A 17,915-nucleotide genomic window follows, 5' to 3' on the forward strand; every position below is an offset into this window, starting at 1 on the left:
CTGAAGACCGCGAAGTAGCGACCTATTCTTTTTCCTTCCAAAACAATACGTTGCCTGATTTGATGTCCAGTTGAAAATTTACATCGGACTAACGGGTCCATTAAAAGTGAAAGCTAGCCAATCATAGCTATTTTATAATTTGAAAAAGCTATCATAGGATAGCTCTTTCATAATTTAACCAGCAAACACTTTTTATTTGTCCCAAAATTTATTTGTCCCAAAATACTTTCGGGGCCAATAAAGTTACCGATGCGGGTACATTTGCCCCGTTATAAGAGTATTCTGTTTGAGGATACAAAAGTCGACGTGGCACGGCTGTACCAGCAGCGGGTGTAAGAACGGGGCTGTTATTCCTGCGCCATAGTACCCATGCTTCCGGGTTTAGGTAAAGAGCTGTATATTCTTCGGCAGAAACTTTCGCAATGGCCGCAGCACTTGATCCCGGTAATGTGCCATTAGCGGCAATATAATTGTTGATATCGGCAGATGGAATATTCAATTTCTCCATATTCGCACGGATACCAACCTGGTAAAAGCCTTGAGCAGTCGCAATATTGCCGGTAGCAATAAGAGTAGCTTCTGCTTTCATAAAAAGCAGTTCATCGTAAGCGATCAGTTCAACAGGCGCATCAATATCTCCATAATAATCACCCATTCCTACCCCATTTACATCGTTGTAAGCAGTATCAATGTAAACTGTTAACCGCGGGTCATGATCAGCGAGCAACCGCAAACCTAAAGTACTTTCATCAAAAGCTATATCCGCTCTCTGCTGATTAAACTGGTACCAGGGATTTGATGCTGTTTCAGTGTTCCCAAAAATATATTTTGCATTATCTGCATTGCTGGTAAATGATTGCGCCAGTTCAGTTAATGCACTGTTGGCCATAGTGACATCTCCTTTACTTTGGTGAATGTATATACGTGCTTTGATAGCATGAGCAAATTTTAACCATTTGGATATATTACCCCCATATATAACGTCCTCCGCGCCGGGTGAATAAATATCTTGCCCGATATTATTCAATTGGGTAATCGCAGTATTTAACAACACTATTATTGTATCGTATAATGCTTTATCAGCATCGTATTTAGACTGAAGTTGCCCTTCATATCCTTTGAAAGCATCTGAATAAGGAAGCGCGCCCCATGTATCAACTGCAACCTGGAGAGTATATGCCATAAGGATCCTCGAAATACCACTATATGCATTAGCTTGTTTAGAATCAGAAACCTGCATTAAGACTTTGTTATTTTCCATTACAGATGTATATAGGTTGCCCCATACATTATCAAAGTCAACAGAGGTGAATATGTATCCGTTATAGCCCTGGGCCTGGCGGGAAAAACCTAAGGTTTGTTGGGTAATGATCGACGAAAAGCGGGAAAAATCGCCACCCACGGTGTAAGCTAAAGCTCCTTCAACAGTAGATAACAATACAGCCGGAACTACGCTTGATGCTTCGGGTGCATTCGTGTTGACATTCACATCTGAAAAAAATGATTTCTTACAGGAAGTCAATGTAAGCACCGTGAAAGTCAAAACTATAAAGGATATATCGATAAACTTTTTCATAATATCTATTTCAGGTTCAGTAATTAAAGATGCTCATTATAGACCCAGGCTCAATCTTATACCCCAGCTCTTAATGCCCGGATTATTAAAGTAATCCAATCCCTGTCCGTTAGCCGGACCTGCAAGGCTGGTTTCCGGATCTACTCCAGTATAATCTGTCCATAATTTGGGGTTGTTAGCAAACAGCGTAATCCCCAAATTGGAGATATGCGCTTTTTGCAGCCAGGCCCTTGAGAATTCGTATCCCAGGCTTATCTGGCGTATCCTTGCAAAAGATGCGTCTTCAACACTTGCTTCGGCTGGTCCGATAAAACTGCTTCCCACATTTTGCCAGTAGTATTGATTATAGGTTGTAGCAACAGTATTTGGTGCTCCTTGCTTGGGAACTTCAGTAACACCGTCTGGCGCAAAATGCACTACGTTTCCGTTAGCATCAAGGTGTCCTAATATACCGTCAAAAGTAACAGGCATGTTCCTGTTTGATGTTTCAGCAGAAGTTCCGAAGTAAGACATGGCGCCGCGTGTACCGTTCCAAATATCCCCTCCCTGCCTCACATCAAGCTGGAAACCAAATGTGATGGTTTTATACCTAAGTGTACTGATAGCCGATCCTGTCCAATCGGGATTAATATCTCCAATTGCCGCGTTCTGGGTACTTACTATCGGCATACCATAACCGTCGTCAGATTTATTGTCATTTATCAATAATGGACTGTTCAAATCATTCGGATCAACGCGTTGGTAAACGCTGCCATAAATCTGACCAAAAGCTTTGCCTGCGATAGCATCAACTTCACCATTTTGGAAACCCGCTATCAAAACTTTTGGAACACCTTCTGCTAAAGAAACAACCTCGTTTACGTTACGAGCCCAGTTAAAATTGAGATCCCATTGGAAATCGCTCGTTTTAATGGGTGTAGTGTTCAGCGTAATTTCAAAACCTTTATTCGTAATGGTTGCTGCGTTCAACAATTGTGAGGCAAATCCGGTTGAATAAGCAATGGGCACGGTAAGAATTACGTCGGTTGATTTGGAGTAATAATATGTGGCATTCAGCGTTACCCTGTTTTGTAAAAAACCAAGGTCAGTTCCTATTTCGTACGAGTTCGTTTTCTCTGCTTTCAGGTCCGGATTACCGATAACAGAAATAGGTGAGCTATATTGATAACCTGCGTTTCCGTTAATGGGGAATTGAATGCCTGTAGTAAACCCATCATTTATAGTAGCGCCTTTAAAATAGGTTTGCAACCCCTGGATAGGTGCGTCTTTACCTACCTGGGCAAAAGACGCTCGCAATTTACCATAAGCTAATACATCACCGGTAAGAGCTGGTAGTTTGGTGAATTCCCAGGCTAAGCTTGCCGAAGGATAAAAGAAGCTATTATTCTTTTCAGGAAGTGTTGAAGAAGTTTCACGACGACCTGTTACCGTGAGGAATAACATGTTTTTATAGTCAAGATGTGCTTCTCCGTAAAAAGCCATGGTGCGTTTTCTTTCCTCCAATTCATCATTTGTATAGGAAGAAGCGTTAGACATGTCTAAAAAATTAGGTAGTACGAAAGTAGATCCATGAGCAAGCCTCGCCTGGTTCCGGAGTGTAAAATAGTTGTGCCCAACTAACAGCGAACCAGAAAAATTATCATTGAATGTCTTCTTCAGATTCACTGTGAAATCTGAATTAAACTGCTCGTTATAATAATTGAGGAGGTGAATAGCGCCTGCCGGAAATGCATTCGAATAAATATCATACGCATTCTTAGCTTTTTGAGAGTAAATGTCACCACCTAAACGATAATTGAAAGATATCCAATCCGCGGCCTGGTAACCAACTTGTCCAAAACCATAGACACGATTAACATCCTCATGAAAAGGAATACGGTTAACGGTCCAGTAGGGATTGTCATACCCGGCCCCGCCCCGGTAGCTCCGTTGTTGCCCGTTCGGCTGCAAATAAGACGCAGTATTGGATACAGCATCATCTCCCAAACCATAGGAGTTATCGAAGGTTGTAGGCGTACGCAATAATCCAAGCATTATGCTTGATGTATTCGAACCTTGTTGAATTTTATCATTAGAAGATCTGACGTAGTTTACCCCTGCAGAAACACTCAGTCTTTCGGTAAGGGCTGATTGACCGCTAATGCCTAAAGTTGTTTTGTCGTAGTTGGATGTCGGAATAATTCCTTTTTGATTTACGTTACCTAACGACAATCTGAAACCTGTTTTACTATTTCCTCCGGACAAGGCGATATTATTATTAAACGTTTGTCCTGTTTGAAAAAAATCATACGGATCGTAAGCGTAGACCGGAATTTTCGCAGAAGGGTTCGAATTGCCAACTATATCTCCATGAGGATCCCAGATATTACTAACACCATCCCATGATAATGTATCGATCGCAGCACCCCATGTTGTTCTTCGGTCCGCATCACCTGTTGGTCCCTGGTAAATACCGCTGCCCCCCTGCGCGTACAGGGTTTGCCGTCCTGGTAGTTGACTGACCCTGTCAAAAGTTACTGAGGAATTAAATGAAACGCTTACACCTTTTTTACCAGAACCACCTTTTTTGGTGGTGATGATCAATGCTCCGCTTGCTGCCTGTATTCCATATAACGCAGTAGCTGCAGGTCCCTTCAATAATGTTACTGATTCAACATCGGCAGGATTAATATCAACTCCGCGATTGGTAGGCTGAACGCCACCGGTAAGATTACTATTAGCTCCAGATACATTCGCTGTTGCAGATGTTGCATCATAGTTGTTAATAGAGTTGTCGATAGGCACGCCATCAACAATCATTAATGGTTGGTTATTACCTGTTACAGAAGTTACTCCACGTAACCGCATATAAGTGCCACTACCAGGCTCACTTCCACTATTGATAACCGTTAGCCCCGAAGCTTTTCCATTAAGTTCACTTAACACGTTTCCTGTACCGGATTTATTAATCTGATCATCATTAATAACCTGCGTTGCTGTTGCTAATTGTCTTTTTTCTCTCTTAATCCCTAATGCCGTTACCACAACTTCGTTTAGCGTGTTGGAAGCTGGTTGGAGAGTGATAGTAAATTCGGTGGTATTAGATACCTCAATGTTTTTTGGATCATATCCTACAGCGCTTACTGTAAGATTTGTATTGGGCGGAACACTTAGCCGAAACGATCCATCCGACGTAGCCATTGTTCCTTTTTTTGCTCCTTTAAAACTTACAGAAGCACCGGGGATAGGAACCCCGAATGAATCAACTACTTTACCCGTAATTTCCCGATTCTGCGCATTTGCTAACATACTGTAGATGATCGACAGCACTAGCAACGTTAAAAACTTTCTCATAAATCTTATTTAGTTTTTAAAAAGCGAGATGGTGAATGTGTAAGACAATTACATACCGAATGCTTACACATCGCCGTCGATGAATAAACAGTGCTGTATACAGGTGCCATCGGTAGATATAGTCAATAACCGTAGATATAGTCAATAACCATTACTGCCGTACATGACCCGTCCATAGCCAGTCGGCTAAAGAATGCATGTCAACACATTCAATTGTTTGTGGAAGATGTCTCATGGTTAGAAAGTATTGTAATACAAATACTTTCACTTTAGGGAGCTCTAATCCGCGGTTGTTAATTGGGGCTTAAATTCAACCACGTGATAAGTTGGGCGTTTTTACCCACTTTGAAAGACAACTAAGATTATCCTTTTGTTGCATTTCAGTTAAAAAAATATTAAAAATTAATATCCGATCTGTTTTTTTCCTTTCCATTTTATTTTACCCGGTAAACGGCCAATGCCTGATTTCCGTAATGTATAGTTTGTGCAGCTCTAAATTCACTTTAAAGAGCTGATTCTCTCTACTTTTTCTTGTTTTTATCCAGGTTAACGGGAGTTGAAATAAGAGTTGCGAATAAAGATGGTACAATTGCGGATCGGCTAAGCTCAATATTCATGGTAGCCGCTAAAACAAAGCGGTCACCGATAGTTCCAACGACTTTCTATTGGCTGCTCCCTTGCAATTACTACCACTGGAAACATCATAAGAAAGGCCACCGGTCCAGCTTTTAGATTCAATTCCGATATAAGTAATAACAGCACTTCAGACGATAATAGCTTACGATGTTCAGGCGGAGTTAGTTTGTCTCCATCTGCAGGTATTTGCTGAAGTAAGCATCCCATGGCAGAAAACGAGGAAAAAAAAGATATTTTAGCGTTTATGAAATATCTGGGTTTGGTGTTGTTGTTGGCATCCGTAAATACAACGATGGGCCAGCGAACGCTTATTAAAGTAAACGCCGGTAGCTACTCAAGGTTTGAAACCGTTGTTGAAGCAGCGCTATCCAAACCGTTGGGAAAATCGGACAATTATAAAATAGTGAACATTGAAAACGGATCGAGTTCCGCGGTGGAACAATTCTCCGATACCAGGATACTCTTCATCCTGCCAGACAGCCTGGAACCGCAACAGTCAGCCACCTATGAACTGGTACGCGTAAAACCCCGTAAGCCTGCAAATCTGCCTGTCCAGGTGATCAGGAGTGATAAGGGTTTAAAAATAATGGTAAACAATAAAAATCTGCTATACTACAACACAGCATTGGTGCGACCCCCAACAGAATTCCCAGATATCTATTCCAGGAGCGGATTCATACACCCTTTGTATACGCCTGCCGGAAAAATACTGACTGACGACTTTCCAAAAGGACATGCCCATCAACATGGGATCATGATGGCGTGGGTTAATACGCTTTATAAAAACCAGCCTCATGATTTTTGGAATCAGCATACAAAAACAGGCAATGTAGAACATCTTAAAGTTGAAAGTATCGATAAAGGTCCGGTGACTACCCGCATAACCCTGTGGTTAAGACATTATACAAACACCGGTGAAGAAGTCCTCAATGAGAAATGGACGATGACAGTTTATCCTTTTGATAGCTATTTTCTGTTTGACATCCGCTCGGTTCAGCTTAACAGCTCCAAAGACACCCTCTACCTCAATAAATATCACTACGGGGGTATGTCGTTTAGAGGGAGCAGGCAATGGAATAAGGATGACTCTGCAAACTATCGTTATCAATGGCATATCAATACCGATACTCAGGCCGATATCAAATCCGCTGATGGAACCAGGGCCTCTTACGTGTCAGCTTCAGGGCGTATTGATGGTGTCCCTGGAGGAGTAACCGTAATCGGATTTCCGTCGAACTATAACTATCCGCAACCTATAAGGGTTCATCCTGTAATGCCTTACTGGTGTTTCGCGCCAACTGCTTTGGGCGCCTTTACAATCAACCCTTCCGAAAGGCTTGTGTCGACATATCGTTATTATGTGCACAACAATGATCCGGACAATAATCGAATACAGCAATTAAATAATGATATCGTGCATCCGGTTGAAGTAACAGTACTTGCGAAATAAATAATTTATATGATCTGATGTCATCATTCAGCCCAATCAAACAATTTCCAATCGATCAATTGTAAAAACTCTCTTACTCAAAAGGTTTATTTGATATAGTTTGAGGATATACGTTATGGCTTGCTGTTTAAACCCGTACTACGATTTTTTATTCCGGCAACAGAATGGTATGGTCCAAATACTGCTTTTACCGGAATATCAGGTTTCGTCTCATCGAGGATCACAATATAATAAGAGTTTCCACCAGGCATCACCCTCACCACAATGTGGCCTTGCTGACTTTTGTAGACACGTTCGATAATGGGGAGGTATCCGGTCAAGGTGGATGGCTGGACAGCATGACGATAGCTGTGAACGGGAATAACTATACAGATATTCATAGTATTCTGATTTCTAAAGATGGGAAACTGATTTATGATAAGTATTTCAATGGGTGGACAAATGATTCCATTCACGATTCCCGATCGGCCTTTAAATCCATTACCAGCATCCTCAACATCACACTCAAAGGCGTGTACTCCAACACCAATGCTATTGGCGCAAGAGTAAGTATAAAAAGCAATGGCAAATGGCAATACCGTTGGATCGAGAGTAGCTCCGGATATCTTGGCCAGAATAGTTTTGCAGCCGAGTTTGGACTCGGATCTGCCATAATTATCGATAGTATTATTGTGCGATGGCCGTCGGGCATTGAGCAATCCTTATCAAACCTTTCGAAAAATCAATTTCTCACAATTACCGAGATTTCCAAACCTACCGGCACTAACGATCTCCAGTACACGAAAGTTAAAGTATATCCTAAACCGGCTTCCGGCAAAACATACTTGATGTTCCCAGCCAACAGGATGATCCGGTCGAATTTGATTTCAGTGTATGATGCTTCTGGCAAGATGTTCCGGCGGACCATCACCTCCCTGGGAAATGGAAATTACTCGATTGATCTCTCAGGGTTGTCTGCAGGGATTTATTGGATTGAGCTGAAAGAGAAAACAATAAATCTGCGGGAAAGATAGTGGTGATTAAAAGGTAAAAGATCTTAGCTGAAATCCTTTACAGGAACGGGTTTTATTGAATTATTTGATTTATCAGGCTGGGCAATCCAGACGCTCGTAAGGAATGTTATTGGAGACTTGAAGACGACACTTTATACGCATTGCGGGCAGCACCACTACCACACAACGGGCTATTGATGTTTCAAAATGCTCATGTTTGTTTGCTGTTAGGTTACTGGTTGAACAAAGTAAATCGACTAGATTTGAAAAACTCAATTTGAACCTTCAATGAGAATCAGAAACCTCGTCGATCTGTTTACTATACTTCCTGAAGATGAAAAAATAATTGTCGATGTGTTGCGACAGATAATTATTGAAACAATTCCGGAATATTGCCGGGAGAAAATATCATACAATGTTCCATTTTTTTATGGCAACAAGGGAATATGCATTGTTTGGCCGTCCACTGTTCCGAGGGGAGGTATCAAAAAAGGAGTTCTTTTAGGGTTTTGGCATGGGAACAAACTAAATGACCGCGATCGCTTTCTGACCCATGGCACCAATAAGCAAGTCTTTTATAAGATATACCAAACCCCAGAGGAGATTGATGAAAAACCAATAAAAAAACTATTAAAAGAAGCGATCAGATTAGACGGCACTTTCAAGAATAAATTTCCAGGATAACATTATTACCTAATAACAAACCTGTCAATTAGTTTCATTGTTCCAGTATTTCCTTTCTGACTGATAATTATACCAACCTGGTATTTCCCCTTTTTAAGTGGGCTTTTTGAAATTTTCGCAAGGAAACCGCTATTATCAAGATTGAATTTGGTTTTAAAATGCGCAGTTACATCTGGTGTGGAATTGGGCTCTGTGTCGGAAACATAAATATTGTCATCGCTTTTGAGAACAATTTTAACAATGCTCTCACTTACATTATCTACTCTTTGCACTGCCCAACCCGATATTGTTATAAATGCCTCGTTATCATCTACCGAATCTATTCCCAGGAAAAAATCCTGGGCAGGCGGCAGGGAGGTGATGACTACAGGAGTAAATGCATCAGGATATCCAAACTTGATCGTTTCATTCATGGAGACAAAACCATGTTGATTTTCTCCATATTTTTTTTCGACACCAATGCTATAGATCCCTTTGGGTAATTTATCTTTCGGAATTTCTGCAAAGAAGCCGCTGAATTCGAATAGAGGGTTTTTAAAATTAGTACTTACATCCGTTCGTTTACGTTTGTCTGGGGTGATCCTATAGGTTCCTTCTTTACTCTGAAGGATTAAAGATGTGGTCGACGTCCTGGTATCTTCATTGTCTGCAACAGCCCACCCTGCAAGTGTTATATGATCGTCAGATTCTTTAACGAAGTCAAAATTAGCTTTTGTGTTGTTTTTATCAATGAATGACAAATTAACCGGGTCAATTTTTTCAATTTTAAGGGGGGCTATTACCTGAATGTTGTAATCAGTATAGTTCACTATTTTTTTTCCTCCATTTGTATCATAGATCGCTATGCCAACCTGATATGAACCACCAGGCAGCAACGATCTGCTTACAGTTGAGGTGAACCCCGAATTCACGAGGTCCTTTTTTTCAAAAACTACCCAAAGATCTTCCCGGGGGACATTAACTGTTGGTAATTCATACAATTTATTGGCCGAACGTAACACGATTTTGGTCACCAATTTGCGATTATCTGCCTTCTCAAGAAAGGCCCATCCCCTTATTATGAAAAACTGACCATGGGTGTCGATATTTTCAATATTATACCGGAATGGTTCCTGCCCGGACATTTCAGATCTGATTACAGTCGGTTTATATTTAGACTGATGAAGCATGTCAACAATGCTCAAACTATCTGCAATTTTCCTGGCAGCTGATTTACTGCTAAGATCATAAAAGGTATTCACAATCTTATAGTTCTTCACAAAGCCCGGATTCAAAGAATCTGCTTCTATACGAATTTTTCTTACAGGCGTATTTAAAACGCCTCCATCAAGCATTAGCAATTTAAATTCAAGCTCATTATCTATAAATTTATTCAACACCACCCCATTTTCTATTATAGGTTTAATCACTTTGTAAGTCCTAACCTCTCCGTTTTCAAGTGTAATTGTTATTTTTAACAGGGGAGGAATAAAAAACAAACGCTTAAGCATGCCCGGGAAATCGTATTTCACTAACAGTCTTGAATACTGAAATCCTTGATTTGCTTTAATCAGAACATCCTCTCCCATTTTTGCATCGATGATTTCCTGTTCATCCCGCGGGATAAGCTTGTCTGGAGTAACTTTTCTTTTTAATATCAGATCCCCTTCATACTCGCCTGCAACATCGTAATGCGTGAGGATCGCCAATTTGGTTTTCGATTCATCAAAATAAGGAAACCTGCCATCAATGCTTGTTAGATCGAATAATATATAGTCGGGTGCTTCGTTTGAAGTATACTTGGTATAATTGAGGTTATCAAGATACTTTCCGTATGCAGAATAAGATTGAATGACCGGTCGGGGATTATAACGCAGACCATTAAAGTATATCTTTGAAATCTCAGAGGGAACTACATCTACTGAATGACTCCCTATGATTTTCTTTAAGTCATTGGTTCTTGAAGTCAACAGTTTGGAATCTTCAACGGCTTCGTTGTAATTCATTAATCCCTGAAAGTAGTTTTTAATTTCCCCGATTTTAATTGGTATAATGGACATTGTTAAAATGCGGGTATAAGGTCGATAGTTTCCCGGAATGGTATTTACGGCCCAAAAAGAAATGGCCAGTACCAACCAGCAGCAAAATGCAGCCATTTTTCGTTGAAATCCTTCATGGCTAAACAGGTAAAATAAAGGCATGATCAGGCAAATGCCTTTGAAAAAAACGAATATATGGCTATCAGATCTTACAAATCCGCTTTTAAATAAAATGAATACACTCAGGCCAATAATACCGTAAATAAAAAATTGATCGATTTCCGCCACAAAGCTTTTTTTGCGTATAGATAAAATCAATAACCAGAGTATGTAAATCCCGGCAATGAGAACAGCAACCATCGCTGAATAAGTGAAAATCTCATAGGTAGGCCTTATTTCCATAAACATGGCATCATTATAACCATCGATCAGTTCCAGGGCTCCTACCACATACCCTTTCAGATCTACCAGTAGCAGCTTTGAACTTAGCCACAGGCTGAAAATATAGACACCCGCAATTACAGCAACAGACGGGACACTTATTTTTTTTCGAATTCCTGAGTAACCAATGGTCATTAAAAAGACAATAACTGCCACAATTCCGAAACTCACTTTAAAATAAAAACAAATCAACGATAGGACTCCGGCGTGCAGTAAAAAGCCAGGATTTTTGGGTTGTTTTATAAACGAAAACAGAAAGTAAAGGAAAAAGAAAAAATGCCACTGATATATTCCTTCATACATCGCAGTCATGAAACTCAAAAAAATAAAAATGGCAAGACCATAACTAAACCGCTTCTTTAAAACATCTTTCAGAATAAAATAAATTACCAACAGAAAGTATATATCAAATATAAGATACACAAACAGGTTTACTGAAATGGGATAGCGTGAATGGAGAACTCCGAGCGGTCCATAAGTAAAAAGAAAATCTTTCCCATGAATAAAATGATCCTTGTGAGCCAGATGCAGAGCAATATTCCAGGAGTTATCCAGACCTGCCTCGGGAAGAGTATAAAAGTAATTTGGGAAAATAAGGAAAATGAAAAAGGCTAAAAATAGATACGGTACATATAATTGGATTTTTCTGTAGTCAACCATGATGTATACTTTAAAAATCTGCAATATAAACGTTCTGTAACTACCGACAATAAGTAGCTGGTTTGAATGAGTATAATTCTAACTGACCAGTTTTTTAAATACGACTACTTTAGAATGACAAGAAAATAATCAAGAATTGCTATTTTCTTACCAACTTTGTTAACCACTTTCATGATTATATCACCTCTAAAAAAAGGAGCGTCTATTATGGTCATCAACGCATTCATGAGTTTCTTCGACAAAGCCGACGGCGAGTCCATCCAAAAGGGCAAAGAAAAATGGATCGAGATCCAGGCTTGGGACTGGGAAGTAGAAGCGGAGTCGAGTTGGACCAGGGGTGGCGGCGCAAGCGTCGGCAAGCCGAATCCCGGTAAACTGAATTTCGAGCACCGGTTCGATACTTCTTCCATCGTTATCCTCGGCTATATTTGCTCCGGCAAAGCCTTCCCGAAGTGCGAGCTGCAGATGTTGAAAGCGGGCAGTAAAGATATCCCCGAAACCTATTTTACGATGCTGCTGGAAGGTGTCTACATTACGAAGGTGTCGAACGCCGGGACGGAGGAAGGCAATGTGATGCAGCGCGTCGAAATGGTGTTCAAGACTGTGAAGATTGAATACAAGATCCAGGACAATAAAGGATCGCTGAGCATCGCCAGGACCTATAACTGGGATATCCCGGCAGGCACTGCTTCCCCCTCTGCCTGAGTTTAGTGTCATTTTTTATTGGTTCGTACAGGCCTATTTTCCCAGCATATTTTTCAATACAGCAAAATCAACTGCTTTCACTATATCAGTCATGAATTTTGTTGCTATGGGTTCCTTGTGATTGCCGCTTACATGTACCCAAAAAAACTGCGGTGATGATTTATGTAATTTTTTATTAAAATATCCGGGGTTTGGCTTGATGAGTATCTTTCCAAATGGGTCATTTGCATCAGTGAATAGATAAGATAAATGGTCATTGGGGTCCGTTTTCACAATGGCTTGTTTGTTCAATTCATCTGCCGGGATTTTAAGTTGCGTTTCAATTTTATCAAATGCCGGTTTAATTTCTTTTTCATTATCAGAAAGTAATTTTTCGTACCGCTCTTTGATGGGCTGGTAGTCCATTCTCATATACTCTTTTAATTTTTCAGGATCGGTTTTGAACTCAGCTTCTTTATATTTTTTTCCTATTTCGTTGTTGTTTAGTACATCTTTAAAGCCAGAGGATGACTGAAGCATTTGATTTGACAGTGCGAGTTTTCTTTTTTCCAAAAACTCTTTTTTTGTTACATAGGCAAAGGGAAGTTTACCGTTGTGAGTAATCAACCAGGCATTACTTTTACCAGTCATGCCAAAGCCCAGACTGACATCCGTTTCTTTAAAATACCAATAACCATCTTTTTCAACCGGCATAAAATTTAAAACATTGAATCCTTCGGCTGATAATCTGTCTCCTTGTGCCGTGTCATAAATCTCAGCATCAAAAATATTGGTACTGATAGAAAAATAGGTTGAAGTTTCGTGAGCTGTTCTGATAGTATTGCCTTCGCAATAATAGTTTAATGGAATGATACTATAGCTATAACCATTGGGTTGCCAGTTTAGCGAAGGGGATCCATAATTTTCATGAAAAACAGCATCTACACCCATAGGAGCATATGATGATTTTATCATCCTATTTATAGATGCTAAAACCTCTTTATTTTTAGCCAGGTCTTCAGCTTTTAATCCCCTTCCGCCAGCCGGCGAGTCTGCTTTTAATATACCCATTGTTTTAACTAATAATTCGCTATTGCAATCCTGTGCGTTTGCTGATATTGTAAAAAGAATGGCGCTTATAAATAATGAAAATTTCATGATTTTTACTGTATCTGTTTAGTGATTCCACTTAAAAGCCCTGTACTTTCTATCGATGACTTCCCGCTGATAATACTAACCTGCCCTTTCACGCCAACTTCTACCGACAGATCACTAACACCGACACCCGCCATACTACCGTCTTTAATAATGTCAGTTCCGACACTCACCCCTGCTGAAGTTTTTATAACAACATCGCTAATACCATTGCGGTCAATTTCTACACCCAGTGCTGCGCCAATGGAGGCTTCTGCTTTGAGAGGGCCAACATCTATACCAGCGCTTGCACCAACACCTACTTCAATAGAGCAACTCATAAATTGATCACCAAAAGTTTCTTTATCCATGTCTTGCTTTAATCCGAGCTTAACCATTTTCAAATCCAATTGGGTAGTCATCCTGCCGCAGTCGACATTGATTGTACCTGGCCCGAGTGTTAATTGGCTGTGGTATTCGCAATGCACGTCATCGAATGCTACAAGTTTGAATGGTTTCTCCTTTACCACTACTTCCCCCTGGCACCAGTTGCTTTCATTTTTGAACATTACCTTCTGCCCATGGATTGAACCTAACCAGGTGATTTTTGCCTGTACTTTGGCCACTTCAAATTCCTCCGGCCACATGGTATACTGGTAATAGTACACTTCGTCATTCAGTTTCCTGCGTAAGAAATTCAGGTAGACCCTGGAGGTTTGTTCCAGGCTCTGATTGGTTGAAGTCAAAAAGATATTCAATGCATCATTCTCATCTTTGCAGGCATCTTTGAATGGGTTAGGTTTTCCCTCACCAAACTTGTCTTCATATTTTTCCCTAACAGATACGAGCCGTTGAGAAAGATTTTTTTCGGCTTGCTCCGTGTTAAGATATACGTTTCCAAGGGCCACTACTTTCTGTTGATAGGAATTGGCAAGTTGGCCATCCTTTCCATCAACAAGGTATTTTAATTTTACCATAGCCATCGGTGCAAGAGGAGGAAACGGATCAACCCATTTGCCTTTTTGACCAGCTTGAAGTAATTGCGTTAAGCGTTTCTGGTTGGCGGCAGTCATCTCAGCTTCCAATTTTGTCTGTTGACCCCGCAGGGCATTCATTTCATCCTGACATGCTGCTTTAAAAACACTCCATTCCTTTTCTAATAATTCGCTGAGAGCTACATCTTGTGGATAATCGGGCCACCTGAACTTTTCCAATCCCAAAACATCGGCAGGCATAGGACGATTCCAATTCAAGTCATCGCTTTTTAATTTGTAGCCCAATTTATTCAGACGGTCTTCCTTTTTAAGGGTGTACCCTTTTTTAACGCTGCGTTTGGCGGTTTCTATTGCCGCAGCTTTGTTGCCTTTACTTTCCTCAATAAATGATTTGGTATAGTTTGCTTGCGGATGATAAGCATACAATCGAATGCCACTGTCTAAATAAGCATTGGCTTTATCGATATCACCCAGGCCAAACCATGCCTGACCAATGTTGTTGAGAACGGTGCTGTTTTTGGGAAATTGCCTGTTGACATAATTCAATATGGGAATAGAAAGTTGTTCCCCTCCGCTCATGGATAACATCGAAGCGTAATTGTTTAGATTGTCTGTATTTTGCGGATTATCCTGGCAAGCTTTACCCATTACATAAAGGGCGAGCTCTGCCTTTCCCATCATCCAAAGACCTGCAGCAGTGTTACCGGTGGCTACATCAGAATTATATTGAGCCTTTATCAATTTGTAAACTTCTTCACCCTTGGTTTTTGATGCCGGTTTTAATTGCATGAATACTTTGCCATGAGCAGTCAATATGAATGCAGCCATCGTAACATTGGTAATTGGTGTTTTTGAAATGCTGGCAATTCGGCTAACATCTTTTATCGGGACAATCCTGTTTTCATCCTCATAGGCTTTTTGTAGCTGGCCATCTTTTATGCCTGCAACTGTTTTTTGTATAACTTTCATATCGGGCATTTTTATACCCATACTGTCCATTGCCTTTTTATCTTCGGCACTCATGCCGTCCATGGCTCCCTGCATCTCTTTCATCATGCCCTGGATTTCTTTTTGGGTAGGAGGTTTTTCTTCCGCCTTCTGTTTGGGTTTTGTTTGCGCAAATGAAACAGTCGCTGCAAGAAGAACCGTTGATATAAGAAGATATTTCATCAATAAATTTTTAGAAACTAAAAATAGCAGGCTTTATAAACTTTCGTTATCCTGTAAAAACAGGATATTCTTATAAATCTAAAAAATCATGGAAAAACAGGAGAAGCGCGTTAATGGCTATTTCTTTTATTTGTAGAATGAATAGTAAAGTGATATTTTAACTGTATGAGAATGATAATAATTATACCGTTATTCATCTTCTGTACTTTCCATTCTGTACAAGCCCAGCAGCATCTTGTTGACAGCATAACTAAAGAATTACAAGGGTCGATGACAGATACAAACAGGGCAGTTAGTATGATGCGCCTGGCCATAGACTATGAACTCGTAGATACTTCGAAAGCCCATAAGGCATACAGGGAAGCAATAAAATTCGCCAGCCAAAAGAACCTAAATTATAATTTGGGTCGTATTTATCAAAATCAGGCTGTTTTATTGGGTAATGGCGGCAACAATGTACAATCAATAGCAAGCCTGGATACAGCAATTGGTTTCTATCAAAAATCAGGTAATCCCAAAGCCATAAAATTTGAAGCAGGTGCATATAGCGACATAGCGAGCAGGCTAAAAACCCAGAATGAGTTTAAGCAATCTGTACTATACTATTTAAAGGGTATTGCCATACTTGAGAAAGCTGGCTTAGATGCTGAATTGGTTAATATCTACTGTAATGTTTCAACACTTTTTGGGGACATCAAAGAGTATAACAAGCAAAACGAATATGCACATAAAGCAGTCAGTACTGCAAAAAAAACCGGCGTACGTAATCACCTGTTTATGGCATATTTCATTCTCGCAAACGCCTATATCATGCAGGAAGACAATTTATCGGCAAAAACCTGCATTGATAGTTCAAGCTTGTATTTTGACGAATCAGCTCATATTAACAGTGTAGATATAATCTTCGCTTATTACCTGATATCAGCCCAGGTTTTTAAAAAAATGAACCAGCCTGATTCTTCTTTTTTATATTTTCAGAAATGTCTTGACGTATCAAATAAATACGGCTATAGCTATGGGAAGGCTGAGTCTCAGTTGCAAATGGGAGCCATTGCCATTCTACAGAAAAAATATAAAAATGCGGAAACATATTTATTAACAGGGATACAAGAAGCTAAGGCCATTAATTACTTTGGCATGCTTGATGAAGGCTATAAATACCTATCCGACATATACGCAGCAACAGGAAAGTATCAACAGGCTTACGAGTATTTTCAAAAATATAAAGACGCCAATGATTCAACAGTTAATCTTGATTCAAAAAAATACGCAACTGAATTAGAAAAAAAATATGAAACAGAGAAGAAAGATAAGCAAATCGTACTTCAGCAATCCCAATTGCAAAAAAGAAAAATCATAAATTATGTTCTCATCGGGTCAGCATCTGCTTTCCTGGTAATTGCTTTACTCACTTATCGTAATTATACACAAAAGCAGAAGCTGCAACAGCAGCGTATAAATGAATTAGAAACCCAGCAACAATTAACCGCCACCGAAGCAGTGCTAAAAGGCGAAGAGCAGGAACGAACGAGGCTTGCAAGGGATTTACACGATGGCCTTGGCGGAATGTTATCAGGAATAAAATATTCATTTAATAACATGAAAGGAAATTTAATCATGACGCCTGAAAATAACCAGGCTTTTGAACGCAGCATGGATATGCTGGATAGTTCAATAAAAGAAATGCGCCGGGTAGCACATAATATGATGCCCGAGGCGTTGGTGAAATTTGGTTTGGATACTGCATTAAAAGATTTTTGTAACGAGATCAATCAATCAGGCGCATTGGAGGTTTCGTATCAATCCATAGGACTTGAAAATGCAGCTATAGAACAAACCACTTCGATTACTGTTTATCGTATCGTACAGGAGTTACTCAACAATACCATGAAGCACGCAGCGGCTAAAACTGCTATTGTACAGGTAACTAAAAGTGATGGCCAGCTATCTGTTACGGTTGAAGATGATGGTAAAGGATTTGATACGTCCATTTTAAAACGCGCTACCGGAATTGGGTGGAGCAATATTCAAAATAGGGTAGAATTTCTAAAAGGTAATTTAGACGTACAATCATCAAAAGAAAAAGGCACTTCTGTTTTTATTGAATTGAGCATTTAGAAATTAAAATATGCTTTTTACTAA

10 protein-coding genes are annotated in these 17,915 nt (G+C 39.9%); 5 read left to right on the plus strand and 5 right to left on the minus strand.

What is annotated here, in order from left to right; translation table 11 throughout:
• Positions 1–208 precede the first annotated feature (208 nt).
• Positions 209–1,576 carry a SusD/RagB family nutrient-binding outer membrane lipoprotein gene (locus VK664_RS18080; RefSeq protein ID WP_461400096.1) on the minus strand — a complete coding sequence of 456 codons (1,368 nt, stop codon included), beginning with the start codon at positions 1,574–1,576 and terminating at the stop codon, positions 209–211.
• 36 nt (positions 1,577–1,612) lie between these two features.
• Entirely contained in the window at positions 1,613–4,909 is a 3,297-nt protein-coding gene (locus tag VK664_RS18085) for a SusC/RagA family TonB-linked outer membrane protein (RefSeq protein ID WP_461400097.1), read from the minus strand.
• A gap of 841 nt (positions 4,910–5,750) precedes the next feature.
• Between VK664_RS18085 and VK664_RS18090 the strand changes: the two genes are divergently transcribed.
• From VK664_RS18090 to VK664_RS18100, 3 genes are all read left to right on the plus strand, one after another.
• Positions 5,751–6,995 (plus strand): DUF6807 domain-containing protein, encoded by a 1,245-nt coding sequence (locus VK664_RS18090; protein WP_461400098.1) that lies wholly within the window; start codon positions 5,751–5,753, stop codon positions 6,993–6,995.
• Between the two features lie 164 nt (positions 6,996–7,159).
• Positions 7,160–8,008, plus strand: a complete 849-nt coding sequence (locus VK664_RS18095; protein WP_461400099.1) for an ASPIC/UnbV domain-containing protein — start codon at positions 7,160–7,162, stop codon at positions 8,006–8,008.
• A 267-nt stretch (positions 8,009–8,275) separates the two neighbouring features.
• The gene (locus VK664_RS18100; protein ID WP_461400100.1) at positions 8,276–8,671 is read left to right on the plus strand and encodes a DUF1801 domain-containing protein; all 396 of its coding nucleotides are present in this window, start codon (positions 8,276–8,278) and stop codon (positions 8,669–8,671) included.
• 5 nt (positions 8,672–8,676) lie between these two features.
• Here the strand turns inward: VK664_RS18100 and VK664_RS18105 are convergent, their stop codons facing one another.
• Positions 8,677–11,790 carry a hypothetical protein gene (locus tag VK664_RS18105; RefSeq protein WP_461400101.1) on the minus strand — a complete coding sequence of 1,038 codons (3,114 nt, stop codon included), beginning with the start codon at positions 11,788–11,790 and terminating at the stop codon, positions 8,677–8,679.
• A gap of 207 nt (positions 11,791–11,997) precedes the next feature.
• Between VK664_RS18105 and VK664_RS18110 the strand changes: the two genes are divergently transcribed.
• The gene (locus tag VK664_RS18110; RefSeq protein WP_461400102.1) at positions 11,998–12,495 is read left to right on the plus strand and encodes an Hcp family type VI secretion system effector; all 498 of its coding nucleotides are present in this window, start codon (positions 11,998–12,000) and stop codon (positions 12,493–12,495) included.
• Positions 12,496–12,528: 33 nt separating this feature from the next.
• On the opposite strand, the gene VK664_RS18115 is transcribed toward VK664_RS18110, so the two are convergent.
• Both VK664_RS18115 and VK664_RS18120 read right to left on the minus strand, forming a co-directional pair.
• Positions 12,529–13,632, minus strand: a complete 1,104-nt coding sequence (locus tag VK664_RS18115; protein ID WP_461400103.1) for a hypothetical protein — start codon at positions 13,630–13,632, stop codon at positions 12,529–12,531.
• A gap of 5 nt (positions 13,633–13,637) precedes the next feature.
• The gene (locus tag VK664_RS18120) at positions 13,638–15,773 is read right to left on the minus strand and encodes a tetratricopeptide repeat protein (RefSeq protein ID WP_461400104.1); all 2,136 of its coding nucleotides are present in this window, start codon (positions 15,771–15,773) and stop codon (positions 13,638–13,640) included.
• Positions 15,774–15,944: 171 nt separating this feature from the next.
• Between VK664_RS18120 and VK664_RS18125 the strand changes: the two genes are divergently transcribed.
• A complete protein-coding gene (locus VK664_RS18125; RefSeq protein WP_461400105.1) occupies positions 15,945–17,891 on the plus strand; it encodes a tetratricopeptide repeat-containing sensor histidine kinase in 1,947 nt (648 codons plus the stop codon).
• Positions 17,892–17,915 lie beyond the last annotated feature (24 nt).

Origin of the sequence: Flavitalea sp., assembly GCF_035489435.1 — a bacterium.
Taxonomy (GTDB): Bacteria; Bacteroidota; Bacteroidia; order Chitinophagales; family Chitinophagaceae; genus DATHKG01.